This window comes from Humibacter ginsengisoli (assembly GCF_054780095.1).
In genome coordinates this window covers 116339-140739 of the sequence record NZ_BAAGWZ010000004.1, presented here as the reverse complement: position 1 = coordinate 140739, position 24401 = coordinate 116339, and the positions used below count along the sequence as shown (strand labels likewise).

The following is a 24401-nucleotide window of genomic DNA, read 5'->3' as shown; positions in this document are numbered from 1 at the left end:
ACTAGGTGTATGCGCCGAGACCGGGCGCCATGCACCCAGTTTCGGCGCATACACCTAGTGTCACTTGGGGGTGGGGACGGTAGGGCGACGCGTCACGCGTCCTTCTGCAACTGCATCAGCAGTTGCGGAGCGCGACGATCGAGGATGCCTCCACCCAGCCGCACCCCGATCGCCAGACTGATCGGACCGAGCACGACGCCGGCCACGAGAGCGATCCACCCCCACAGCAGTTGCCCGGTCACCACGTTCACCACGAGCAGCACGATCTCCGGTGCCGTGACCACGGCGAGCACGCCCCAGGTGAGGAACGTGGACCCGAGCAGCGCCGTGTTCGCGCCGGGCCGTGTCTTGAAGGGGTTGTCCCCCGGGGCCGGAGCCGGATACACCAGCACCGCGGAGGTCACCGAGCACACGGCCAAGCCGCCGAGCAGCAGACCGAAGGCGAGTCCGAGCAGGCCGGGCACGAGCATCCACTCCTGGCTGATGCCTGCGGTGATGAGGGTCACGGCGACCGCGGCGGGAAGGCCGAAGGTGAGCACGGCGGATGCCCGCCCCCAGCGGTCCGCGCGCCCGGGCACCCCCTTGCTGACATGCAGCACGAACGCGGTGGAGTCGTACGACACGTCCGCGATCAGCGTGACGCCGAGGAGGAACGCGACCATAGGCCCCGACCACAGCAGGAGCGCGTGGAAGTGGGTCAGCGACGAGTAGAACCAGAACAGGATCGGTATCACCGGGATGATCACGAGCTGGCGAACATAGCGCGGGTCCCGGAACCAGTAGTTGAGGCAACGCGCGGCGATCGCTCCGGCCGGCGTGGCCGGCAGCAGCCCGAAGAGGCCGAGCTTGCCCTGCGCGCGCACCCTCGATGCGGCGTGCACCGGCGTGACGAGCGAGCGGGAGAGCCCCCAACGCCACACCAGGAACACGACCGCGATCGTGGCCGCACCGATGAGGGCGCGCAGCACGGCGCCGAGCGGGTCGCCGAGCGCGACCTGCGACGGGATGGCCCAGATCGCCCCGAGCGGGGTCCACGACATGGCATCGCCGAGGCTCGGCAAGGCGTCGGCCGAGTGCCGCAGAGACGACGTGACGCCGACGATGATCGGCCCAAGCAGCACGAGCGGAATGAAGATGAGGATGCCCGCCGCCTCGCGGAACCTGCGCCCGGATGCCAGCCCCGCCGCCGCGGACGTGACGGCGCGGGACAGCATGACGCAGAGCAGCGCGCCGGCGATCCCGCAGAGCAGTGCGAGCACGGCGATTCCGGGCATCCGGAGCCAGGAGCCGAACGTGAACACCGACGCGATCATCGTGATGGCGCCGGGGATGGCGACCACACCCGAGATCAGCAGCCCGGTCAGCAGCTTGTTCAGCGGGATCGGGTAGACGGCGAGGTGCGGGGCATCCAGAGTCTGTTCGACCGAGAAGAACAGGGGAAGGATCGCCCAGCCGAGCGTGAGCACGGAGCCGGCGAGCACGACGACGGTGCGCACGATCTCCACCGGCGCCAGGTTGAGCGCGAACAGTCCGACGATGACCATTCCGAGCACGAACAGGCCGTAGAGGCCGCCGATGATGACGGCGATGAGCTGACCGATGCTGCGCTTGAGACTGTTGCGAAGAACGAGCAGGCGGAGCCTTACGAGTGCTGCAACCACTCCGGCCCCTCCTGCACGCGACGGCCGCCGACGAGCTGAACGAAGCGGTCCTCGAGGTCGGCGCCGCCGCGCACCTCGTCGACCGTTCCGGATGCCACGACATGCCCGTTCGTGATGACGGCGACGTGGTCGCACATGCGTTGCACGAGGTCCATGACGTGCGAGGAGACGATGACGGTGCCGCCGCCGCGCACGAATCCGCCGAGGATGTCGCGGATGTTCGCCGCCGAGATCGGGTCGACCGACTCGAACGGCTCATCGAGCACAAGCAGCCGCGGGGCATGCACCATCGCGCACGCCAGCGCGATCTTCTTCGTCATGCCGGCCGAGTAGTCGACGACGAGCGTGCCCGCCGCCTCCTGCAGGTCGAGGAGCTGCAGCAGATCCTTCGTGCGCGAGACCGCGGTCGGGCGGTCCATGCCGCTGAGCAGACCCGCGTACACGACGAGCTGTTCGCCGGTCAGGCGGTCGAACAGCCGGGCGCCATCGGAGAGCACGCCGATCTGCGCCTTCGCTTCCAGGGGCCGCGCCCACACGTCGATGCCGTGCACGGCGACGGCGCCGGCATCCGGCTTGAGCAGCCCGGTCGCCATGCTCAGTGTGGTGGTCTTGCCTGCACCGTTCGGTCCGACCAGGCCGTAGAAGCTGCCGATCGGCACGTCGAGACTGATTCCGTCGACCGCTCGTTTCTGGCCGAAGGACTTGTAAAGCCCGCGGATCGACAGCGCGGCCGCCGGGTCGGGTGCGGGCGGCGCGTACTGCGCCGGCGGGTTGACGGCATCGGTCATGGCAACCCAGCCTATTGCGGGCATCCGACCCTGTCGTCCCGCGATCGGATGACATCCGATGCGCCGATCACCAGCCGATCGCGCGCCACGCGGAGATGAAGCCGACCATCCAGCACGCCACGCACAGCACGAACGCCCCGAGCGTGATCCACCAGCTCGACGCGCGACGCAGCATGCGCACCAGCCCACCGACGAACCCGGCGAGCGCGACGACGACGGATGCCGCGCCCGCCGCGAACAGGCACGCCACCGCCGCCTCGGAGCTGCAGGATTGCGGAGGGCAGTAGTCGAGGAACGCGAGCCCGAAGATCGCCGCGAATGACGCGATGCTGATGAACGCCCCGGTGACCAGCCACACGACGACCGAGATGATGATGTCCCAGACGAGGTAGGGCGGCTTCACCTCCTGGACGGTCATGGTGCGAGTCTACGAACCGTGTATGGGCATCCGCCCGACGAGCTATGACCGCGCGATGAGAGCCCGGGGCAGCGCGGACGGGTTCGGTCAGCGAGACGCTCGGCTCGGGTCCTGGCATGCCGAGCGGATGCAGTCAAGTCCTCGACAACGCTCGGGCAGAGCGGTGAATCTTGCAGACTCCGAGGAAAGAGGAATCGCATGCGCAAGTTCTTCACCGTGCTCATGATCGGCGTTGTCGCGCTCATCGCGTACACCTATGGGGCGAAGGCCGGTCGCGGCAGATACCGCGAGATCCGCGCGGGCGTCGACGCGATGTGGAACGACCCGCGCGTGAAGAAGGCCCGCAAGCGGGCCATGAAGCGCGCGGAGAAGGCTGCGAAATCGGTGTAGCCGCAAGCGATGAGCAGGACGAACAGGATCGGAACGTCAGGAGAAGAGACATGGCCGAGATGAACGAGGCACTGGGGGACGGCGTGGATGACGCCGCAGACAAGGCGAAGGGTGCGGTCGACGAGGCGGCCGGCGCGGTTTCGGAACGCATGAACGAGGCATCCGAAGCGGGGTCGCGAGGGGTCGACCGCGCCGTCGACACCGCTCACGACGTCATCGACGACAGCAAGAAGAAGGCGTCGCGCGGGATCAACCAGGCGGGCGGCTCGTTCGATGACATGCGCGACAGCGCACTGGACACCACCAGCGAGAACCCGCTCAAGGTCATTCTCGTGGTCGCGGCCATCGCCGCCGTGGTCGGCTTCGTCGTGGGGATGGCCTCCTCCAGGAGGTCTTAGCGTGCGGATGCCGGGCCCACGGACTCGAGCCCGGCATCCGCACGCCGCTCCTGCTGGGTGCGCCGATCCACTTTTGAACAGGTCTGTCTGATAGGATGCGCACATGGCAGCACGCGACAAGGGATCGTCGCCACGGGAGCGTCTGCTCGCCGCCGCCGACGAGCTGTTCTACGACGAGGGCATCCACACCGTCGGCATCGACCGCATCATCGAGAAGGCCGGCGTCGCCAAGGGCTCGCTCTACTACAACTTCGACGGCAAAGACGATCTGGTGCGCGAGTACCTGCTCGGCCGCCACGCCAGCATGGCCGCGCGCATCGAGGGCGCTATCGGGGCTGTCGACGATCCGCGCGCGAAGCTGCTCGCGATCTTCGACGAGCTCGGGACCGTCATCCGCGATCCCGGCTACCGGGGATGCGCGTTCTCCCGCGCCCTGGCCGAGGCCCAGCCCGGCAGCGCCGAGGTCGAGGAGTCGGCCAGCTATCGCGGCTGGATGCACGGCCTGTTCGGCCGGCTCGCCAACGCGCTCGACGTGACGGATGCCCCCACGCTCGCCGAGCGGCTGCTCGTGGTCTACGACGGCGCGCGCATGGGATTCCAGATGGACGGCGATCCGCGAGTGGCGGAGACGGCGCGCGCACTGGCCGAGCAGCTCATCGACGCTGCAGTGCCGGCATCCGCCGACCACTGATCGCCGGCTTCGCCCGCTGAGCGGCCGGCCCGCAGCGCGACCACCGCCACACAGCCCGTTTATCACCGCACGAACGGCCGGAAATCGAACGAGGCTCCGTACACAGAGCGCTCATTCATCCGGCCGATCTGACTATTTCCGCCCGACCGTTCGTGGGCACTGGAGGCTGGCTGCCGGTGCTGGTCGCGCAGGAGGGGCGGGTGGACGCCTCAGACGGTCGCCGTGCAGCCGGTGGTCGGGCATCCTGCCGCGCGCTCAGCCGTCGCGAGGGCAATTGCCGCCCTGCGCTGCCGGGTGATGAGGCGCTGCTGTGCGAGGAGGCCGACGATCGCGGCGAGCGCGATCACGATGCCGTAGAGCACGACCGTCGAGGTCAGTCCGAGCGGCGCGATGAGCAGTCCCCCGGCGATGGCCGGCAGGCCGAACGCCAGGTACGCGACGGTGTAGACGGCGGCGAAGACGCCTGCTCGCTCGTGCGGCTGGGCGATGCCGGTGAGCACACGAAGTGCTCCCGACAGCGAGGCGCCGAAGCCGGATCCGCCGATCACTCCGCCGACGATGAAGAGCGTCAGCGACCCCGCGTTGACGGATGCCACGATGAGGGCACCCCCGATGAACACCGCGACGACGGCGAAGAGCAGCACGCGGCGCACCGCGATGCGACCGAGCACGAAGCCCACGACGGCAGCGGCCGCCGGCGCCGCGAACGCCGTGATGCCGTCCACGGCTCCGCTGTCGATGTGGAAAACGCGCAGCACGATGGTCGGGCCCAGGCCGAGGAACAGGGCGCCAAGCGTCCAGGTCGCGACGATCCCCGGTACCGCGGCACCGAACTCGGCTCGGGCGGCACGAGGAACCGCGATGCGCGGAATCAGGCTTCGTACGGCGCCGCTCCGCCGGGTCGAGGTCTCGGGGGCGAGTACCGCCACCACCAGCCCGAGTACGGCGACGACGGCGAGCACCGCGAACACGACGGCGTCGGCCGACGTGGTGAACTGCATCGCAAGGCCGGCGAACAGCGCGCCGAGCGCTAGGCCAGCGGGCGGCACGGCGCCGCCCATGATCGATCCGAGTCGCTTGAACCGCTCAGGTGCCAGCTCGACCATGGACGCCGTGAACGCACTGGTCGCCGCACCCGTCGCGATGCCCTGCAGCGTGCGAGCCGCTGTCACCCACCAGATATCGGATGCCACGACGAAACCGAGCATCGCCACCGCCTGCACCGCAAGCGCCACGATCAGAACGGGACGTCGCCCGATGTGGTCCGACAGCTTGCCGGTGACGAGCAGCGCGGCGATCAGACCGAACGCATACGCCGCGAACGCGAGCGTGAGCGCCCAGGACTGAAAGCCCCATTCCTGCTGGAGCAGCAGGAGGATCGGCGTCGGTGCACCGGATGCCAGGTACAGCCCGACCGCGGCGAGCGCGGTTCCGATGAACGCCGCTCCCCTCGGAAGGGCCAGGCGCCGTCGCACGGTCGCCGGGGGCGCCGTCGTGTCCGCCACGCGGGGCGATACCTGTGAAGTCATGCTGGCCTTCTCTCTTTGAACAGACTTGTTCAAACCGATCTGTCCAAGAGATTAGACCGATCTGTTCAAGAAGGCAAACGGCGAGGCGTCAGACGCTGTTGGGGTCGAGATTCAGGGTCGTCCCCGAGTAGAGGTACTGCTGGTCACCGAAGACCTGCAGGTTCGCGTTGAGCCAGATGAGATCCGTGACCGAGATGCCGAATCGAGCCGCCACCACCGAGGTGATGTCGCCGGAAGCGATCAGGTAGCTCTTCGGGGCACCGCTGGCCGTGGTCGCCGTGACCGTGCCCGTTGCATAGGTGCGCGCACCACCATCGACCGGGTGCACGTTGGACTGCCGCACCGGCACGTTCCAGCTCACCGTGTTCACCGCCAGCACCTTGTTGGGCCCGAGTTCCACCGGCACGCCGTCGGCGGAAGCAACCGACGAGTAGGTGACCAGCGCGACGAGGTACGACGGCTGGTCCTCGGAGCCGAGCGACCCCGATGAGCTCTGCGGCGACGTCGTGGGGCCGCCGAGCAGGTGATCGCCGACCCCGTGCCAGGTGAGGCCGTCGCCCACCTTCGGCGGAATGTCGAGCAGCGTGACCGACACCGGAATCGGCACCGTCGACGTGAACCCGGAATACTGCGCCGTGAACGTGTTGTCGCCGTTCGCGACGACTCTGTAGTGGTAGTGGATGCTTCCCTTCGGCGACGCGACATCCCCTTGCGCGACAACCGTGCCGGCCGGCACCGGGATGAGAGTGGGAGCCGGTTCCGACGCCTCGCTCGGCGCAGGCGTGGCCGGATGCGATATCGCCGGATCGGCGGCAGCGGCGGAAGCCGTCGGCGACGGCGTGTGCGTGTGGGGCGCTTTGCTGTGGGTGGCGTGCGTCTTGGCTGTCGCGGCGGCCACGCTGCATCCGCTGAGCGCCGCCGCCACCACCATGGAGGCTCCGATCGCAGCGAGCCAGCGCGCCTTCGCGCTTCCGGTTCCCGCTTGGTTCTTTCCGTCGACCTCGTTGCCGCCCCTGATCATCCGCACAGCCGAATACTAACCGTGCGTCTATCACGGCTTCGCCGCTCAGAGACTCAATCGGCTCGCCGCCTGTCACCTCAATCGCCTCTAGGCGATGCGATGACTCGAGCCGAGCCCGCCTCTGCTGCGACGCCTAGCGCTTGCTCTTGTGGTGCAAGGTCTTTTCGTCGACGGGCGCGTCTCCGGATGCCCTCAGCACGCGGTAATACTCTCTCGCCTCGTTCTGACGCTCGGCTTCGGCACCACTGGCGATCTTCGCGCGCAGGTGCTCCTGCTCGAAGCCGAAGGCATCCGCCAGGGACTGCGCGTGCGGTCGCAGCCGCGCGACGAGCCGGTCGATGTACGCGGTCACAGCCTGCGCCCGCTGCGGGGAGAGCCGACCGTGGATGATGTGCCAGGCGACGTGCTTCTCGATGAGTCCGAGGCCGAACAGGTCGCGCAGCCAGGTGAGCACCTGCTTGGTGCCGGCATCGTTCACCGTGTCGAGCGCCTCCGTGAACGCCTCCCACTGCAGAAGCTCGCCGTGCGCGCGTGCGGCCCCGATGAGCTCGTTCTGCTGGGAGTTGAACAGCGCGGCGGCCTTGTCCTTGGGCAGCTTGTTCGCGTTCCGCAGGCGTGTGGCGACCTCGGCGATCATGGTCTCGACGCGATCGGTGAGCAGCTCGCGCTGCGTCTCCGGGTCGCGCAGCTGGCCGACCGAACGCGCCGTCGAGCCGAAGTCGGCGACCGTCTGCGCGAGCCGGCGCAGGCCGGAGCCGTGGTACGCACGGTCGGCGGCCTGGGCGACGACGTAGCGGGCGAGGGCACCGGCATCCGCCTTCGCGAACTTCTTCGAGTAGTCCGTCAAGAGGCGCTTGGCCACCAGCTGCAGCAGCACGTTGTTGTCGCCCTCGAAGGTGACGTAGACGTCGAGGTCGGCGCGCAGGCTGACGAGACGGTTCTCGGTGAGGAATCCGGCGCCGCCGCACGCCTCGCGCGCCTCCTGCAGGGTGTCGAGGGCGTGCCAGGTGGAGAGCGGCTTCAGAGCTGCGGCGAGGGTCTCGAGGTCTTGGCGGTCGTCATCCGTGTCGGCCTTGCCGCTGAAGACCTCGTCGAACTTCAGCAGCAGCTTGTCGTGCGCGAAGTACTGCGCATACGTCGTGGCGAGCCGCGGGATGAGACGCCGCTGGTGCCGCTGGTAGTCGAGCAGCACCTCCTCGTCGGTGTCGCTGCCCGCCGTGAACTGGCGGCGCTGATTGCCGTAGGTGACGGCGATGGTCAGGCCCATTGCGGCAGCGATGGTGGATGCGCCGTCGAGCGACACGCGGCCCTGCACGAGCGTGCCGAGCATGGTGAAGAAGCGGCGTCCCGGGCTCGAGATCGGGCTGGTGTACGTGCCGTCCTCTGCGACGTCGCCGTAGCGGTTCAGCAGGTTGTCGCGGGGGATGCGCACGTTCGTGAAGTGCAGGCGTCCGTTGTCGATGCCGTTCAGGCCGCCCTTGAGGCCGTCGTCCTCTCCGCCGATGCCGGGCAGGAACTCGCCGGTCGCGGCATCGCGGATCGGCACGTAGAAGCAGTGCACGCCGTGGTTGACGCCATTCGTGATGAGCTGCGCGAAGAGGGTGCAGGCCAGGCCGTCCTTCGCGGCGTTGCCGAGGTAGTCCTTCCACGCGCCGCGGAACGGCGTGTCGATCACGAACTCCTGCGTCTCGGGATCGAAGGTGGCGGTCGTGGCGATGGAGGCGACATCCGATCCGTGCCCGGTCTCGGTCATCGCGAACGCGCCGGGAACCTCGAGGCTCATGATGCCCGGCAGGTACTTCTCGTGGTGCTTCTGCGTGCCGAGGTGCAAGACCGCAGCACCGAAGAGCCCCCACTGCACACCGCCCTTGATCTGCAGCGAAGGGTCGGCCGTGACGAGCTCCTCGAACGCCGCGATGTTGCCGCCGTGGTCGTTGCCGCCACCGACGGATGCCGGGAAAGCGCGGTGCACCTGCCCGTTCTCCACCAGCAGCTTCAGCTGCTCGAACACGCGCTTGCGGTGCTCGTCGAGACTCAGACCCTCGACCCGCTGCAGCGCGGGGTTCTTCGCGAACTCCAGGGATGCGAGGCGCACGTCGGCCCATGAGCCCAGCAGCTTGCGGCCCAGCTCGGCCACGTTCACCTCGGCGGGCGGGGCGTCCACGTCGACGGGACCGGTCTGCAGCGTGTAGGAGGACCGGTCCGGCCGTGTGATGTGCTCGGTGACGGGCTTCGAGGCGGTGTCGACCATCGCAAGACCTTTCTCAGGTGGGGATTCCTACCACGGTAGGCAGGCATCCTTTCAGCGGCCAGTTCGCCGTGCGGATGCCACAAACGGCCTTCGGACGCCGGCAGGGATGCCTGTGGCTTTGCGCAAGGCGCTCGCCGGAAGCGAACCGGGCTAGCTCGTCGTGGACCTTTCGGTACCTCGACCGGCTCAGCGCGGTGCTTGCTTCGCTCGCTCCGGCACCTCGTGGGACCAACGTGCCCATGCGGCCACATAGACGGCCAGGCCGACGACGAGCCCGGCTACGACCCAGAGCACGACCGTGAAGTCGATCCAGGAGCCGATCGGGGGCGAGCCTGGCAGGAACGTGCGCAGCGGAATGGTCGCGAACAGCATGGCGCCCATCCACCCCATGAAGGATGGTTCGAGTTTGCGTCTGCCGCGGAACGCGGTGATCGCCACGAACAGCACGAGACAGGGCATCACGACGAGCAGCGCCAGGAGCACGAACGCGAACGCCACGGTGCTGCCGGAGCGCGCGGAGGTCACGTCGATGTGCGGCCATACCGCGAGTGCTTCGTTGAGGGTGGCGGGGAGCTCCTTGGGAGCCTCGCCGATCTGCGTGACGTTCACACGCCATCCCGGCACATCGCCGCTGAACCAGACGTGCGTGGGGATCGGGCGGCTCACTCCGCCGCTCGTCACATAGGCGAGCACGACGAGCTCGTCAGCGCGGTAGCCGTCGAACGGCCAGTTGCCGATCTCCCCGTTGGCCAGCACGCGCACCGGCTTGGTGGCGATGGCCGAATCCGCCGGGAAGACGAGCGACTGGTTGCCCTCCACGGGTGCCACGATCACGTGGATGTCTTCGGCGAGAGCGAGGCCGTTGCCGGTGAAGAGTGTCTCCGAAGGGTCGATGTGCACGCTCATGTCGATGCGCTGGTGGGCGGCATCCACTCCCTCTACGGTCAGAACGACCGTGACGCCGCCCTTCTCGGGCTCGGGCTCGGAATCTCCGAGCGAAGTGACGCTCCCGCTCACGGCATACAGCGTGACGACGAGGGCGTACACAAGGGCGAGCACGACGGCGACGGCGACGACGCGCACGACCGTGCGACGGTTCGGCGCGCGGCGTTCTTCCCCCACAGACGAGAGCCTAGGGCGGCGACGGATGCCCGCTCGCGCGCCCCGCGGATGCCGTGCGAACCATCGCACCCGCACACCGCCGAATGCTCCACCGGAGATCGTGCCATCGGCCGGATAGAGCCCGCTCGTCTATGCGGTGCACCGCGTCATCTCCGGCGCATCGTGTGCTGGCGAGATGTCGTGGTGTGTCGCCGGCTCCTGGCATGCTGGTCGGCATGACGCGGTACATCGCGCTGCTGCGCGGCATCAACGTAGGCGGACGCACCATCAAGTCGGCCGAACTCGCCGAGGTGTTCCGTTCGCTCGGATACGACAGCGTGAAGACGGTGCTCGCGAGCGGCAACGTGGTGTTCGAGGCGGAGGGCGAGGCATCCGCTCGGCGTGCTGAAGCTCTCAGATCGGACATCGAGAAGGCGCTCAGCGACGCGTTCGGCTACGACGCGAAGGTGCACGTGCTCGATACGGATGCTCTCGCCGCGATCGTCGACGCGTACCCGTTCCCGGAGCGCGACGGGTGGCACCGTTACGTCGTGTTCCTCATCGGCGCCACCGGGGCGCCCGGCTCGACTGACCGTCCCGCCGACCTGGATGCCGTCGCCCGGCATGCCCTGGAGCTCGACGTCGACCCCGAGCTCGAGCAGCTCGCCGACGGCGGTCCGGTTCTCTTCTGGACGGTCGAGCGCGGGCACACCTTGGACAGCGTCGTCGGCAAGGGCATCGGGGCAGGTCGCGGCAAGCTGCTCACCACGAACCGCAACCTCAACACGCTGCAGAAGCTGCTGCGATGAGCGTCGAACGACCGATCCTGCGGCTGCCCAACGCAGGCGCCTGGCGGGAGTGGCTCGAGCGGAATCACGCCGTGGATGACGGTGTGCAGCTCGCGCTCGCCAAGGGCGGTGCGCCCGGGGTCACCTACGCCGAGGCTCTCGACGAGGCGCTCTGCTTCGGCTGGATCGACGGACCCAAGCAGGGCCTCAGCGACACCGAATGGCTGCAGACCTTCACACCGAGGCGAGCGCGGAGCATCTGGTCGAAGCGGAACCGCGAGCACGTCGCGCGACTCGAGCGCGAGGGCCGCATGACCGACGCCGGGCGCGCCGAAGTCGCACGTGCCAAGTCGGATGGACGGTGGGATGCCGCCTACGCCGGATCCCGGGACATCGAAGTGCCCGACGATCTGGCGGAGGCGCTGGCGGCGAACCCGCAGGCATCCGCGATGTTCCAGACGCTCACGAGCCAGAACCGGTTCGCCATCCTGTTCCGTATCGGCAACGTGAAACGGGCCGAGACGCGAGCACGCAAGATCGCGGAGTACGTCGCCATGCTCGAACGCGGCGAGACGATTTATAGGCAAGTGAGGCGAGGGCAATGAAAGCTCGTTTTCATAGCCGAGCCGATTGCGCCTATTGAGCGGCGCCGCGAACATCTGCAGAAACGCCCTGACAAGGAGGCCCGAGCATGACCCTTTGGATCTGCGCGACATGCGGTGTCGAGCACGCCGACTCGCCCGAACCGCCCGCCGAGTGCGCGATCTGCAGCGACGAGCGGCAGTGGGTTCCCCGCACCGGGCAGAAGTGGACGACGGCGGACGAGCTCCGAGCTGATGGCATTCGTGTCGAGCTGCACGAAGTGGAGGCGGGCATGATCGCCGTCACGAGCGACCCCGAGGTGGGCATCGGGCAGCAGTCGATGCTGGTGAAGACCCCGAGCGGCAACCTGTTGTTCGACCCCATCGGATACGTCGATGAGGATGCCGCCTCCCGCGTGCTCGAGCACGGACCCGTGCTGGCGATCGTGGCCAGTCACCCGCACATGTATGGCGCACAGGTGTCGTGGTCGCGGCTGCTCGGCGGGGCGCCCGTGTACGTGAACGAGGCGGATGCGGAGTGGGTGCGACGGCAGGACGAGGCGATCCGGCTGTTCCGCGACACGGCCGAATTCGCTCCGGGCCTCGAACTGCACACGCTCGGCGGCCATTTTGCGGGGAGCACCGCTGCGCTCTGGGATGCCGGCGCGGACGGCAAGGGCGTGCTGCTGGCAGGCGACGCGGTCTTCCCGAACCCGAACGGGACATCCGTGTCGTTCATGCGCAGCTACCCCAACCTGCTGCCGCTGTCGGCCGCCGTCGTGGAACGAGTCGCGAGGAAGGCGCTCGGCCTTCAGTTCGACCGTCTCTACAACAACTTCGGTCGCAGCGTGCCGCAGGATGCTCACGAGGTGATCCGTGCATCCGCCGACCGTTACATCGCGTGGGTGCGGGGAGACCACGACGACCTGACGTGAGGCGCGCATCGGAGTGGAGGATCGCGCCGTGGAGGTGCAGCTGCCGGTCGCGTCGACCGCTCACCCGCCGGTAGAGGCAGGCGAGGCCGCGACGACGGCGAGAAGATCCTCGCCGTAGGTCTCCAGCTTCTTGGCGCCGACACCGGAGATCTGCGCAAGCTCATCGAGCGTGCTCGGCCTGCTCGAGGCGACCCCGCGCAGCGTGGCGTCGCCGAACACGATGTAAGCCGGAACGCCCTGCTCCCTCGCCTGCTCGGTGCGCCAGGCGCGGAGCGCCTCGAAGAGCGGATGCGCCGCCTCGGGCAGCGCCTGCACGCTCGCCTTGGTCGCGCGCGAGCGCGGGACCCGCTCCTCCTGGTGACGTAGCAGCACCTTGCGCGAGCCGTTCAGCACCTCCGCGCTGGCGGGCGTGATCGCCAGCGTGCCGTAGCCGTCGTCATTCACCGCGAGCAGCCCCAGCGCGAGGAGTTGTCGCACGACGCCGCGCCACTGCTGCTCGCCGAGATCGTCGCCGATACCCCATGTGCTGAGCGAGTCGTGGCCGTACTGGTCGACGCGCGGCGTGCGCTTGCCGCGCAGGATGTCGATGAGGTGCCCGGCACCGAACCGCTGGTTGCGCTCGCGCTTCAGCCGAACCACCGTGGACAAGAGCTTCTGCGCGGGTACCGTGCCGTCCCAGGTCTCCGGCGGGTTGAGGCACGTGTCGCAGTTGCCGCACTCTCCGGATGCCTGCCCGAAGTACTGCAGCAGGTTCTGCCTTCGGCAGTGCACGGTCTCGCAGAGCGCGAGCATCGCGTCGAGATGAGCGGACATCCGCCTGCGATGCGCGAGATCACCGGGTGACTCCTCGATCATGCGCCGCTGCTGCACCACGTCTTGCAGACCGTAGGCCAGCCACGCCACCGCCGGTTCGCCGTCGCGACCGGCACGGCCCGTCTCCTGGTAATACCCCTCGACGGACTTCGGCAGATCGATGTGCGCGACGAAGCGCACATCCGGTTTGTCGATGCCCATACCGAACGCGATCGTGGCCACGATCACGACCCCGTCTTCGCGCAGGAACCGGGACTGGGCTCTGGCGCGCGTACCGGCGTCGAGTCCTGCGTGGTACGGCAAGGCGTCGATGCCGTTCTGGCGAAGGTGCTCGGCCGTCTGCTCCACGGTCTTGCGGCTGAGCGCATACACGATGCCGGAAGCCGGACCGTCGCCGGAGACCGGATCGCCGCCGAACTCGTTCTTGATGAACGAGACCAGTTGCCGCCGCACCTCGTTCTTCTCCACGATGCGGTACTGGATGTTCGGCCTGTCGAAGCTCGCGACGAAGTGCTCGGCGTTCTGCAAAGCCAGCCGCTCGGTGATCTCCCGATGCGTCGCGTCGGTCGCGGTCGCCGTGAGCGCGATGCGCGGCACCTCCGGCCAGCGCTGCGCCAGCTCGGAGAGCCCCAGGTAGTCCGGCCTGAAGTCGTGGCCCCACTGAGACACGCAGTGCGCCTCGTCGATGGCGAACAGGGCGATCTTTCCGCGCGACAGCAGCTGCTTCGTCTGTTCCGACGACAACCGCTCCGGGGCGACGTAGAGGAGGTCGAGCTCGCCGCGCAGGTAGGCGCGCTCCACGGATGCCCGCGCTCCGGCATCCTGCGTCGAATTCAGGTACGCAGCGCGTACGCCGACAGCGCTGAGGGCGTCGACCTGGTCGTGCATCAGAGCGATGAGCGGCGACACGACCACTCCGGTGCCCTCACGCACGATGGACGGCACCTGGTAGCAGAGACTCTTTCCACCGCCGGTGGGCATGAGAACAACCGCGTCGCCGCCGTCGACGAGCCGGTCGATGACCTTGGCCTGGTCGCCACGGAACGCGTCGTAGCCCCACACGGTCTGCAGAACGTCGAGCGGGTCGGCTCCGACCATGCGCCGAACGGATGCGCGCTCCAGCTCCTCCTCGTACCGATCGGCGCCACCGCTCGGCGCTGCTCCGCTGCCGTTCGACGGAAGAAGCTCCGGCCCGTAGTCGTCGTCGGGCGGGACGAACTCGTCGGGATCCCAGTCCGCGGGATCCCAGTCGGCAGGGACGGCAGGATCCGGCGGCAGTTCGAACGGTTCGGGCAAGCTCACCGGTCCAGGTTAACCGGGGCTCCCGACGGGCGGCCCCGGGCCGCAGGCTCCTGTGCGAAACCCGTTCTCCACAGCCCGGGCCGGGCCTGGCGTCCTCGCAATCGCGACGCGTTCCAGCGATCGCGCCGCAGCGCCGGCGCAATCGCATTGTTCGGGCCTGGCGGGGCCAAGCGGCGCGAAAGCTAGGCTGGACGCATCCGAACGCATCAGGAAACGGCATGACCTCACGCGGCATACGCACGCTCCGCGGCACCGCGGCTGCGTGCTTCGCCGTCTTCGTCGCGGCGCTGTTCCACGACGCGGCCGGTGGCGGTCTTCCCTCTCTGCTGGCGGTCTCGCTGTCGCTGGCGTTCGCCGTTCCGCTCTGCGTCGTGCTCGCAGGGCGACGGATCTCGCTGTGGCGACAAGCGGCATCCGTCGGCATCAGCCAGCTGCTCCTGCACCTGCTCTTCGGCCTCGGGTCGGACGCCTCGGGCACCATCCTGCACGCTCCCGCCGGCCACCTGCACCTCGGCGAGCACATCGCCATGACGGCCGGGCGGGCGATGCCGATGCACGACGACAGCCCGCTCATGTACGTGGCTCACGGGCTCGCGGCCATCGTCACGTTGGCCGCTCTGCGGCACGGCGAACGAACACTGCACGCGCTCGCGAACTTCGCCGCGCTTCTGGTGACGTCGATAGCGCGCCTGGTCGTCGTGCCGTTCCGCACCCCTGCACGGATGCCCGTGCAGACGCGCCCGCTCACGCTCGCGTCCCCGACGCGCGTGCTCGGCTCGCTCCGCCACCGCGGCCCGCCTGTTCTCGTTTGAGGGGCGAGCCGCCCGGGCAGCCTGTCCCTCGTTCCTGCGTCAGGCATCCGTCATTCCCGTGTCACAGAAGGCGCGGTTCCCGGCACCCTCTGGAAGCACCTGCTGAGACACCGCCGACCTGCGTGTCTCACAAACGGCGCGCTCGGCCGCCGCGCACTCACGTCTTCTGAGACACGAGGCGTTGCCACGAGAGACGACCGGCCCGATCGACGCAGACATCCAAGACATCCATACGCACCGCGCTTATATATGCGCGAACAGGCATACGAGAGAGACCATGACCAAACACACCCTCGCGGCCGCAGGCGCGGCCGCGATCGCGGCCATCGCACTGGCGGTCGCCGCACCGCTGGCAGCAAGCGCGCACGTGCGCGTCGACCCCGATCAGGCAGCGCCTGGCGGCTACAGCGTGCTCACGTTCCGCGTCCCCACCGAATCCGCGACGGCGGGCACCGTCGGCCTCGAAGTCGACTTCCCGACCGCGACTCCGTTCACGTCCCTTTCGTACCAGCCCGTTCCGGGTTGGTCCGCGACTGTCACGACGTCGAAGCTCGCCAAGCCGGTGAAGATCTCTGGTGCGACCGTCACCGAGGCGCCTACGAAGATCGTCTGGACCGCCGATCCGGGAGTGCAGATCAAGCCGGGACAGTTCCAAGAGTTCAGCATCTCGGCCGGCATCGTGCCAGACACCGGCAAGATCGAGATGCCGGCCATCCAGACGTACTCCGACGGGTCGGTCGTGAAGTGGGACCAGCCGACGCCGGCCTCCGGTGAGGAGCCGGAGCATCCGGCGCCAACGCTGTACATCAACGACGCTCCGCCGTCGTCGTCGAAGACGGCACCGACCGTCGTGACGAGCACGCCTGCCCCGGCCGCATCGAGCACGGCGACCGATGCCGTTGCTCTCGGTCTCGGCATCGCCGGACTTGCCCTGGCCGCGATCGCTTTGGTCGTGGCGGTGCTCGGGCTCGTACGGCGGCCCCGGCCGGCAACGACCGCGGAGCATCCCGGCGCGGCGCCGCAATCGCCGACGCGCGAGGACGGCGTCTGATGCTTCTGCGCGCGGCAGGGCGTCCTGCAACACGACGCTCGGTGACACCGACTCCGATGCGCGGTGGGGCTCACCCTCGCCGCCGATCGATCGGTCACGCTCTGCGCGCCGGGATCGCGGTCGCCGCCCTCGCGGCGGCCGCGGTCGTCGGCCCGCTCGCCGCCGCTCCGGCGAGCGCTCACGATTACCTGGTCGACAGCTCGCCGAAGGCGGGATCGACGCAGACGACACCGATCGACAGTGTGAAGCTCACGTTCGACGACGTGGTGCTCGATCTGTCGAAGACGGGGCCTGGGGCTCTGCTGCAGGTGACGGGCCCGAACGGTGCCGGCAAGCACTTCGAGACCGGATGCCCGACCATCAGCGATCGCAAGGTCACGGTTCCCGTCGCGCTGGGTGGCCCCGGCAAGTACCTGGTCACGTGGCAGATCGTCTCTGCCGACGGCCACGTCGTGTCGGATTCCATCCAGTTCACCTACGCGCCGCCGGCCGGGACGAAGGCGGCCGCCGGATCCTCGACCAGCGCCTGCACGAGCGCCGGAGCCACCGCCGCCCCCAAGGCAGGAGCCGGTACCGCTCAGGGGACCGTGAACTCAGGCGCAATCGTGATCGTGATCGTGATCGCGGGGTCGATCGTGCTCCTCGCACTCATCGCTGTCGTGGTGATCGCGCTGACCAGGCGGCGGTCGCGCGAGGACGACTGACCGGCGTGATCGCCGGCAGGCCGTATGCCTGCTGACGCGCGCTAAGACAGGGCTGCGAAGAGGTCGTTGAAGGCTTCAGTCATCGACGGATGCGTGTAGATCCCGTCACGCAGTTGCTGCACGGTCGCGCCGAGCCGCATCGCGACGGCAACCGCGTTGATCATCTCGTGCGAGTCGTAGGAAAGGAGCGTCACCCCGAGGATCTCACCCGTGGCGGCATCCGTGACCGCCTTCATCACGCCACGGGTGTCGCCGACGATGCGGGCACGCGGCACGGTCGCCATCGCCTCTACCTCGCGTGTGGCGGTGCGTAGCGACCGGCCCGTGCTGCGCGCCTCACGCTCGGTGAGGCCCACCCGAGCGAGCGGTGGTGTGGTGAAGATCACGTGCGGAACGGCGACGCGATCGGCGGTGGAGCGCGTGCCGGCACCGGTGAGCTGGTCGAGCACGATGCGGTAGTCGTCGAGGGAGATGTAGGTGTGCTGCGACCCTCCGTTCACGTCACCGAGGGCGAAGACGTGCGGAAGGCTCGTGCGCAAGTGTTCGTCGACTGTCACGGCACCACGGGCATCCGTATCGATCCCAACGTCCCCGAGACCGAGCCCATCCGTCATCGGCCGGCGCCCCAGGGCGGCGAGCACGAGGTCGCCTTCCACCGACTCCGTTGTGCCATCCGCGAGCTTGTAGTCGACCGACACCCCATCGGCAACGGTGCGCACCCGGTTCACGGCGGCATCGGTGACGATGCGGACGCCTTGCTCGATAAGCAGCGCCTCCACGCGTTCGGAAAGGTCTTCGTCTTCCCCCGGGAGGATGTGCGCACGCCGGTGCAGGAGGGTCACATCCGTACCGAACGACGCCTGCATCGAGGCGAACTCGACCCCGACGTATCCGCCGCCGAGAACGAGCAGCCGCTCGGGTCTGCTCGGCAACGTGAGCAGCTCGGTACTGGTCACCACCCTGCTGTTGACGCGCAGCCCGGGGATGTCCGGCAGCATCGGCACGGCTCCGGTGTTGATCACGATCGTGTCGGCGTGAACCGTGAGACGGTCGTCGCCTGCGGTCACGAGCAGCGTGTGCTCGTCGATGAAGGTGGCCCGCCCGGTGATGACTGTGGCTGTGTCGGGCGTATCGAGCATGGCGAAGTTCTTGCCACGCAGCAGGGCTGTGAGCTCGCTCGTCTGACCGACCGCGGCAGCCCACCGTGCACTGCCGTCGACGTGATCTCCGAGGAGTTCGGGATGCTCGCCCCGATACACCAGCGCCTTGGTCGGCACGCACCCGATGTTGATGCAGGTTCCCCCGTACATCTGTGCGGACTGCTCGATCATCGCGACGCGCTTGCCTGCCTTCGCCATCGCGGCAGCAAGCGTCTTGCCGCCCTTGCCGAACCCGATCACGGCGAGGTCCACATCGAGCGTCGGTTCTTGGTCTGCGGATGCCATGGGCTCAGTGTGACCGTGAGGAGCGGGTGCCCGCCACCGCGGAATGGATTGATCCGTTGCGCTCGTCGCCATGTCGGTGCTCCCGATGCGCCCGGATTGCGTCATGCCACGCTTCTTTGCCAAGCCTCGGCCCCGCGCGCCGCTGCGAGGCGTTCCGTGAACAATGCGCAGAACTCGGCGAGTTCCTCGTCGCTCAGCTCCCGGACGCCGTGGATGACGAGCGGTGGCTGCCAGATCATTCCGAGCCGATGAGCGGTCGCCTTCATGGGCGCAAGGACGTCGTCGTAGGCGAAGCTGTGAAGCTCCCCCGGGTGATATCCACGAATGTCACCGCCTGTCGAGGTGACGACCGTCAGCGACTTGCCTGCGAGGGCACCCGGCCTTCCGGTGCCGTACGCCCAGCCTCGCACGAACACTTCATCCATCCAGCGCTTGAGCGGCGCGGGCGGTGCGTACCAGTACGTCGGGTAGAGCAGAACGACATGATCAGCCGAGGTGAGCGCGGACTGCTCCTGGGCAACGTCCGGACCTGCGTCAGGGTAGAGGTCGCTCAAGACGCGCACGTCGACGAGCGGCAGCGAACGCGCCGCGTCGGTCAGAGCCCGGCTCACTCGCGATGTCGCCAGGTCGGGGTGCCCCACAATCAGAGCGGTTCTCACTGAAGATCCCTTCCGCGATCCCCACCACGAGCCTCCCGGCTCTAACCGGTAAAGGACCGATGATTAGTCAGGGGCTCACTGTACGACTCGCACCCTAACTTGTCAATCGAGGTATGCTGGTTAGGTGGATGTGACTGAAGACGAACTGCTGGCGCTGTTGAACAGCGCCCCTGTCGTCGACGGCGAGATCGTGGAAACCCTTGATGACCCGAGGCTCATAGCGGTGCGAAACGACCTGCATGCGGTGATCCGCGGGGAAGCCGAGGCGGGCATCCTGGCGCGTCATCTGAGAGGCGTGCACCAGCGACCGGTCTTCACCGCCAGCGGGCTCGAGTGGGAGGTTCACGCGCCTGACGGAGCCGAGCGGCCGGCCGGGATCGTGCTGGAGTGGGCGCGCGTGACGCGAGAACTGCCTGGCAGGCTGCGCCCGTGTGCGAATCCCGACTGCACCAAGTTCCTGATCGACCACAGCAAACCGAACACGGCACGATGGTGCTCCATGTCCGGCTGCGGCAACCGCATGAAGGCGCGCCGTCACTACGCCCGCCACGCAAACCACCATCCGGCGAACGGGTCACGAATCGCATAACCGGCGCATGTCTCCATGGAGGATGATCAACCGGCAGCAGATTCCCGCGCTCGGGTTGCTCCCCGCGCTCCTGAAAGAAGGGTCTTGACCATGCCCACCCACCTCGTCACCGGTGCGTCCTCCGGCATCGGCGCAGCCCTCGCGAAGGCACTTCACGAGCGCGGCGACGATCTCGTGCTGCTCGCGCGCAACGCCGAACGTGCCGAAGAGCTCGTCGCGGGATTTCCGGGGGCGACCGCGCTGGTGGGCGACCTGGAGCATCCGGAGTCGTTGCAGGCATCCGTCGGCGAACGGATGCCTGCAACGCTCGACTCCCTGCTGCACGTCGCCGGGGTGGTCGACCTCGGTCCGGTGTCGGAGCTGCCTGCGCAGGTGTGGCGCCGCACGCTCGACGTCAACCTCGCCGCTCCTGCGGAGCTGACCCGGCTGGCGCTCCCGGCGCTGCGCGCCGCACACGGCCGAGTCGTATTCGTGAACTCGGGTGCCGGACTCAACGCCTCACCCAACTGGAGCGCCTACGCGGCGAGCAAGTTCGGCCTGCGCGCCCTCGCGGACGCCCTGCGCGCGGAGGAACGCGCCAACGGCGTACGGGTGACGAGCGTGTACCCGGGACGCACAGCGACGCCCATGCAGCAGAAGGTGCACGAGCAGGAGGGCGCGGAGTACGACGACGCCGACTGGATCAGACCGGAGTCCGTCGTCACCGCCGTGCTCACCGCTCTTGACCTGCCGCGCGACGCCGACCTCACCGACATTCGCGTGCGCCCTGGCCGGTGACCCGACCTCCGGCGTAACCGGCGCCCTCAGTGACGCACGCGCAGGCCGTCGAGCAGTAGTCGCACCATCGGGTTGGGTGAGCCGTCCGGCGAAGGAGCTCGGTGGCTGAGATCGCCGATGGCTTGGAGCAGCTCGAACGGGTCGACATCCGAGCGGACCTCGCCGGCCTCGACGGCAGCGTCGACCAGCGACCGGATGGCGGGCCCCAGCTTGTCCTTCAGGTACGCGGGGAGGGAGTCGAACGCCGGTTCGTCGGAGCGCAGAGCCGCGGAGAGACCCTGCTTCGTGGCGACGAACCGCGTGAAACGCGTGATCCAGAGGTCGAGGGCTTCGCCTGGGTCGTGGTCGGCGAGCAGTTCGGATGCTGCGGCCGCGGTGGCGTCGATCTCGGTCGTGAAAACCGCAGTGACCAGCTCTGCCCTGGTCGGGAAGTGCCGGTAGAGCGTGCCGACGCCGACCCCTGCCTCTGCCGCGATCTCACGCGAGGGAGCGTCGACGCCCGACCTGGCGAACACGGTCCGGGCCGCCGCCAGCAGACCATCGAGGTTCTTCCGCGCGTCCGCACGGACTCGTCGTTCGGGGACCATGGACGAGGCCACGACAACACCTCCTTGCTATTCGGAACAACGTTCCATATAGTCGAGTCGATAGCGGAACGTTGTTCCGTATTCGATGCTACAGGAGGACCCCATGCAGTACCGCACCCTCGGCCGCACCGGCATCAAGGTGACCCCTTACGCGCTCGGCGCCATGATGCTCGGCTCGTTCGGCAATCCCGACCGACAAGAGGGCGTGCGGATCATCCGCAAGGCACTCGACGCCGGCATCAACTTCGTCGACACCGCCGATCGCTACGGCGACTCGGAGGAGGTCGTCGGCGAGGCACTTGCCGGCCGTCGCGACGAGGTCGTGCTCGCCACGAAGTTCTTCGGCCCGGTCGACGATGACGTGAACCACCGCGGCGCGTCGCGCAGGTGGATCATGCAGGCCATCGAGCGCTCGCTCCGCAACCTCCGCACGGACTACATCGACCTGTACCAGCTGCACCGCCCCGACCCCGAGACCGACATCGACGAGACGCTCTCGGCACTGACCGATCTCGTCCGGCAGGGCAAGGTGCGTGCGATCGGAACATCGTCGATGCGCGGGTCCGAGATCGTAGAGGCGCAGTGGATGTCCGAACACCGCGGATACGAGCGCTTCCGCACCGAGCAGCCCAACTATTCGATCCTCGACCGCGAGATCGAGCGCGAGATCCTGCCGGTTGCACAGCGTTACGGCATGGGAACGCTCGTGTACAGCCCGCTGGCCGGCGGCGCACTGTCGGGCAAGTACCGGGCAGGCCAAGCGAACGAGAACTTCCGCGCCAGCACCGGCATGCAGCACTTCCGCGACGAGCGCCGACTCGCGGCCATCGAGCAGCTCATCGCGCTGTCGGAAGAGGTCGGCGTCAAGCTCACGCACCTGGCGATGGCGTTCGCGATCGCACACCCCGGCGTCACCGCCGCCATAGCCGGACCGCGCACCATGGAGCAGCTCGAGGACACTCTCGCCGGCGCCGATGTCTCACTGTCGGACGACATCCTCGACCGGATCGACGCAATCGTTCCGCCGGGAGAGAGCATCGGCGCTATGGACATGGTCTATCGGGGACCCGAGGTCGCGAACGCCGCCCTTCGCCGGCGCCCCGCGAATTCTCGTTCGGCACGGTAGCGGCCACCCGAGTGTTCGACGGCGGTCCAACTTTACCGGAACACGACTATAGTTGTTTCACAACAAGCAACTACTTTGGGCGCCCTGCCTGAGCCGCGCCCGTCGGACATCCTGGAGTTCCGTGACAGCCGCCACACCGCCGCCCTCCCGAACCCTCTTCACCAAGGAGCACCCGCACTACAAGTGGGTCACCCTGAGCAACACCACGCTCGGCATGCTCATGGCCACGATCAACTCCTCGATCGTGATCATCTCGCTGCCCGCCATCTTCAAGGGCATCCAGCTCAACCCGCTCGAGCCGGGCAACGTGAGCTACCTGCTCTGGATGCTCATGGGCTACATGCTCGTCACCGCCGTGCTGGTCGTGACCTTCGGGCGTCTGGGCGACATGTACGGCCGGGTGCGCATCTACAACCTCGGGTTCGTGGTGTTCACGGTGGGATCCATAGCGCTCGCGTTCGACCCGTTCACGAACGGTGCGGGCGCGATGTGGCTGATCGTGTGGCGGTTCGTGCAGGGCATCGGCGGCGCCATGCTGTTCGCGAACTCCACCGCGATCCTGACGGATGCCTTCCCCGCCAACCGGCGCGGCATGGCGCTGGGCATCAACCAGGTCGCCGCGATCGCGGGGAGCTTCATCGGCCTCATCGTCGGTGGCCTGCTCGCCGTCATCGACTGGCGTGCCGTGTTCTTCGTCAGCGTTCCGATCGGCGTGATCGGCACCATCTGGTCGTACATCTCCCTGAAAGAAGTGGGCACCAAGAATCCCGGAAAGCTGGACTGGCCCGGGAACATCACGTTCGCGGTCGGACTCGCCGCACTTCTCACCGCGATCACGTACGGCATCCAGCCTTACGGCGACAGCTCCACCGGATGGGGCAACCCGTGGGTCATCGGCGGGATCGTCGCCGGGATCGTGCTGCTCGTCGTGTTCGCGTTCATCGAGTTGCGCTCCCGCGCACCGATGTTCAACATGCGGTTGTTCCGCATTCGCGCTTTCGCGATGGCGAACCTGGCCGGGCTGCTGGCATCCGTCGGCCGAGGCGGCCTGCAGTTCATGCTGATCATCTGGCTTCAGGGCATCTGGCTGCCGTTGCACGGCTTCAACTACGCTGACACACCGCTCTGGGCCGGTATCTACATGCTGCCGATCACCATCGGCTTCCTCATCGCCGGCCCGCTGTCCGGCGTACTCTCCGACCGGTTCGGCGCCCGGATGTTCGCCACCGTCGGACTTCTCATCGTCGCGGCCACGTTCGTGCTGCTGCTCATCATCCCGGTGAACTTCGAGTACTGGCAGTTCGCGATCATCACCGGACTGTCGGGCATCGGATCCGGCATGTTCGGCGCACCGAACCGCACCGCGATCATGAACAGCGTTCCCGCGAATCAGCGAGGCGCCGCATCCGGCATGGCGGGCACCGTGCAGAACGCCGGAACGTCGCTGTCGATCGGACTGTTCTTCTCGCTGCTCATCTCGGGTCTCGCGGCGTCGCTGCCCTCCGCCCTCTACAACGGGCTCACGTCGCACGGCGTGCCGACGGCCGCGGCGCAGAAGATCTCCGAGCTGCCCCCGGTGGGCAGCGTCTTCGCCGCATTCCTCGGCTACAACCCGATCCAGAGCCTGCTCGGCCCGACCGGCGTGCTCGACAAGCTGCCGAAGACCGACGCCGCGGTACTCACGGGCAAGGAGTTCTTCCCGCAACTCATCCAAGGGTCGTTCCACGATGGGCTCGTGGTGGTGTTCATCGCCGCCGCGATCATGTCGCTGATCGGCGCCGTCGCCTCGTTGAGCCGCGGCAAGAAATACGTGCACGTCGACACGACCCCGACGACCCTTCCGCACAAGCCCGGCGAGGGCGGCGATGCTGCTTCCCGAGCGACCGCTCCCGCCGCCGCGACGGCAGCCGACACCCCCGCGGCTGCCGTCACGGGATCCTCCCGCCGCGACACCGGCGGCCCCGGCGACTGACGACGGCCTAGG

The 24401-nt window shown here is 68.0% G+C and carries 24 protein-coding genes; 13 read left to right on the top strand and 11 right to left on the bottom strand.

All coding sequences use genetic code 11. The features are described from left to right. Positions 1 to 92: 92 nt before the first annotated feature. From ACYVI5_RS07320 to ACYVI5_RS07310, 3 genes are all read right to left on the bottom strand, one after another. Positions 93 to 1661, bottom strand: a complete 1569-nt coding sequence (locus ACYVI5_RS07320; protein ID WP_460579629.1) for a transporter — start codon at positions 1659 to 1661, stop codon at positions 93 to 95. Continuing rightward, positions 1643 to 2449: an ABC transporter ATP-binding protein gene (locus ACYVI5_RS07315; RefSeq protein WP_460579628.1), complete on the bottom strand. Its 807-nt coding sequence runs from the start codon at positions 2447 to 2449 to the stop codon at positions 1643 to 1645. Before ACYVI5_RS07315 ends, ACYVI5_RS07320 begins: the two co-directional genes overlap by 19 nt. Before the next feature lie 67 nt (positions 2450 to 2516). Beyond that, complete coding sequence (locus ACYVI5_RS07310; protein ID WP_460537120.1) at positions 2517 to 2867, bottom strand: hypothetical protein; 351 nt, start codon at positions 2865 to 2867, stop codon at positions 2517 to 2519. 198 nt (positions 2868 to 3065) lie between these two features. On the opposite strand from ACYVI5_RS07310, the gene ACYVI5_RS07305 reads away from it, so the two are divergent. The 3 genes from ACYVI5_RS07305 (at position 3066) to ACYVI5_RS07295 (ending at position 4346) form a co-directional block, all read left to right on the top strand. After that, positions 3066 to 3257: a hypothetical protein gene (locus ACYVI5_RS07305; RefSeq protein ID WP_460579627.1), complete on the top strand. Its 192-nt coding sequence runs from the start codon at positions 3066 to 3068 to the stop codon at positions 3255 to 3257. A 50-nt stretch (positions 3258 to 3307) separates the two neighbouring features. Further along, on the top strand, positions 3308 to 3655 hold the full coding sequence (locus ACYVI5_RS07300) for a hypothetical protein (protein ID WP_460579626.1): 348 nt from the start codon (positions 3308 to 3310) through the stop codon (positions 3653 to 3655). 103 nt (positions 3656 to 3758) lie between these two features. Beyond that, positions 3759 to 4346: a TetR/AcrR family transcriptional regulator gene (locus ACYVI5_RS07295; RefSeq protein WP_460579625.1), complete on the top strand. Its 588-nt coding sequence runs from the start codon at positions 3759 to 3761 to the stop codon at positions 4344 to 4346. Positions 4347 to 4555: 209 nt separating this feature from the next. On the opposite strand, the gene ACYVI5_RS07290 is transcribed toward ACYVI5_RS07295, so the two are convergent. The 4 genes from ACYVI5_RS07290 to ACYVI5_RS07275 form a co-directional block, all read right to left on the bottom strand. After that, positions 4556 to 5875, bottom strand: a complete 1320-nt coding sequence (locus tag ACYVI5_RS07290; RefSeq protein WP_460579624.1) for an MFS transporter — start codon at positions 5873 to 5875, stop codon at positions 4556 to 4558. A gap of 88 nt (positions 5876 to 5963) precedes the next feature. Next, positions 5964 to 6896 carry a LysM domain-containing protein gene (locus ACYVI5_RS07285; protein WP_460579736.1) on the bottom strand — a complete coding sequence of 311 codons (933 nt, stop codon included), beginning with the start codon at positions 6894 to 6896 and terminating at the stop codon, positions 5964 to 5966. Between the two features lie 133 nt (positions 6897 to 7029). Then, complete coding sequence (locus ACYVI5_RS07280) at positions 7030 to 9147, bottom strand: acyl-CoA dehydrogenase family protein (protein ID WP_460579623.1); 2118 nt, start codon at positions 9145 to 9147, stop codon at positions 7030 to 7032. Between the two features lie 186 nt (positions 9148 to 9333). Then, positions 9334 to 10269 carry a DUF4436 domain-containing protein gene (locus tag ACYVI5_RS07275; protein ID WP_460579622.1) on the bottom strand — a complete coding sequence of 312 codons (936 nt, stop codon included), beginning with the start codon at positions 10267 to 10269 and terminating at the stop codon, positions 9334 to 9336. 215 nt (positions 10270 to 10484) lie between these two features. On the opposite strand from ACYVI5_RS07275, the gene ACYVI5_RS07270 reads away from it, so the two are divergent. The 3 genes from ACYVI5_RS07270 to ACYVI5_RS07260 all read left to right on the top strand — a co-directional run bounded on the left by ACYVI5_RS07270 (position 10485) and on the right by ACYVI5_RS07260 (position 12552). After that, positions 10485 to 11057 carry a DUF1697 domain-containing protein gene (locus ACYVI5_RS07270; RefSeq protein WP_460579621.1) on the top strand — a complete coding sequence of 191 codons (573 nt, stop codon included), beginning with the start codon at positions 10485 to 10487 and terminating at the stop codon, positions 11055 to 11057. Beyond that, positions 11054 to 11641: a YdeI/OmpD-associated family protein gene (locus ACYVI5_RS07265; protein ID WP_460579620.1), complete on the top strand. Its 588-nt coding sequence runs from the start codon at positions 11054 to 11056 to the stop codon at positions 11639 to 11641. The genes ACYVI5_RS07270 and ACYVI5_RS07265 overlap by 4 nt, the downstream gene beginning before the upstream one ends. Before the next feature lie 86 nt (positions 11642 to 11727). Continuing rightward, on the top strand, positions 11728 to 12552 hold the full coding sequence (locus ACYVI5_RS07260; RefSeq protein WP_460579619.1) for a hydrolase: 825 nt from the start codon (positions 11728 to 11730) through the stop codon (positions 12550 to 12552). A gap of 60 nt (positions 12553 to 12612) precedes the next feature. On the opposite strand, the gene recQ is transcribed toward ACYVI5_RS07260, so the two are convergent. Continuing rightward, positions 12613 to 14463, bottom strand: coding sequence for a DNA helicase RecQ (gene recQ, locus ACYVI5_RS07255; protein WP_460579735.1), 1851 nt, complete (start codon positions 14461 to 14463; stop codon positions 12613 to 12615). A gap of 422 nt (positions 14464 to 14885) precedes the next feature. On the opposite strand from recQ, the gene ACYVI5_RS07250 reads away from it, so the two are divergent. From ACYVI5_RS07250 to ACYVI5_RS07240, 3 genes are all read left to right on the top strand, one after another. Further along, positions 14886 to 15479 (top strand): hypothetical protein, encoded by a 594-nt coding sequence (locus ACYVI5_RS07250; RefSeq protein WP_460579618.1) that lies wholly within the window; start codon positions 14886 to 14888, stop codon positions 15477 to 15479. A 277-nt stretch (positions 15480 to 15756) separates the two neighbouring features. Then, on the top strand, positions 15757 to 16530 hold the full coding sequence (locus ACYVI5_RS07245; protein WP_460579617.1) for a YcnI family copper-binding membrane protein: 774 nt from the start codon (positions 15757 to 15759) through the stop codon (positions 16528 to 16530). Further along, positions 16530 to 17234: a copper resistance CopC family protein gene (locus ACYVI5_RS07240; RefSeq protein ID WP_460579616.1), complete on the top strand. Its 705-nt coding sequence runs from the start codon at positions 16530 to 16532 to the stop codon at positions 17232 to 17234. The genes ACYVI5_RS07245 and ACYVI5_RS07240 overlap by 1 nt, the downstream gene beginning before the upstream one ends. Before the next feature lie 41 nt (positions 17235 to 17275). Here ACYVI5_RS07240 and ACYVI5_RS07235 read toward each other — a convergent pair whose 3' ends face one another. Together ACYVI5_RS07235 and ACYVI5_RS07230 are read right to left on the bottom strand one after the other, a co-directional pair. After that, positions 17276 to 18679: an FAD-dependent oxidoreductase gene (locus tag ACYVI5_RS07235; RefSeq protein ID WP_460579615.1), complete on the bottom strand. Its 1404-nt coding sequence runs from the start codon at positions 18677 to 18679 to the stop codon at positions 17276 to 17278. A 101-nt stretch (positions 18680 to 18780) separates the two neighbouring features. Continuing rightward, positions 18781 to 19338: an NAD(P)H-dependent oxidoreductase gene (locus ACYVI5_RS07230; protein ID WP_460579614.1), complete on the bottom strand. Its 558-nt coding sequence runs from the start codon at positions 19336 to 19338 to the stop codon at positions 18781 to 18783. 124 nt (positions 19339 to 19462) lie between these two features. On the opposite strand from ACYVI5_RS07230, the gene ACYVI5_RS07225 reads away from it, so the two are divergent. Together ACYVI5_RS07225 and ACYVI5_RS07220 are read left to right on the top strand one after the other, a co-directional pair. Then, positions 19463 to 19927 (top strand): CGNR zinc finger domain-containing protein, encoded by a 465-nt coding sequence (locus ACYVI5_RS07225; RefSeq protein WP_460579613.1) that lies wholly within the window; start codon positions 19463 to 19465, stop codon positions 19925 to 19927. Between the two features lie 90 nt (positions 19928 to 20017). Beyond that, complete coding sequence (locus tag ACYVI5_RS07220) at positions 20018 to 20704, top strand: SDR family oxidoreductase (protein ID WP_460579612.1); 687 nt, start codon at positions 20018 to 20020, stop codon at positions 20702 to 20704. 26 nt (positions 20705 to 20730) lie between these two features. Here the strand turns inward: ACYVI5_RS07220 and ACYVI5_RS07215 are convergent, their stop codons facing one another. Then, entirely contained in the window at positions 20731 to 21303 is a 573-nt protein-coding gene (locus ACYVI5_RS07215; RefSeq protein ID WP_460579611.1) for a TetR/AcrR family transcriptional regulator, read from the bottom strand. 91 nt (positions 21304 to 21394) lie between these two features. Here ACYVI5_RS07215 and ACYVI5_RS07210 point away from each other — a divergent pair, with 91 nt between their 5' ends. Together ACYVI5_RS07210 and ACYVI5_RS07205 are read left to right on the top strand one after the other, a co-directional pair. Beyond that, entirely contained in the window at positions 21395 to 22417 is a 1023-nt protein-coding gene (locus ACYVI5_RS07210; RefSeq protein ID WP_460579610.1) for an aldo-keto reductase family protein, read from the top strand. A 121-nt stretch (positions 22418 to 22538) separates the two neighbouring features. Beyond that, positions 22539 to 24389, top strand: coding sequence for an MFS transporter (locus ACYVI5_RS07205; RefSeq protein WP_460579609.1), 1851 nt, complete (start codon positions 22539 to 22541; stop codon positions 24387 to 24389). Positions 24390 to 24401 lie beyond the last annotated feature (12 nt).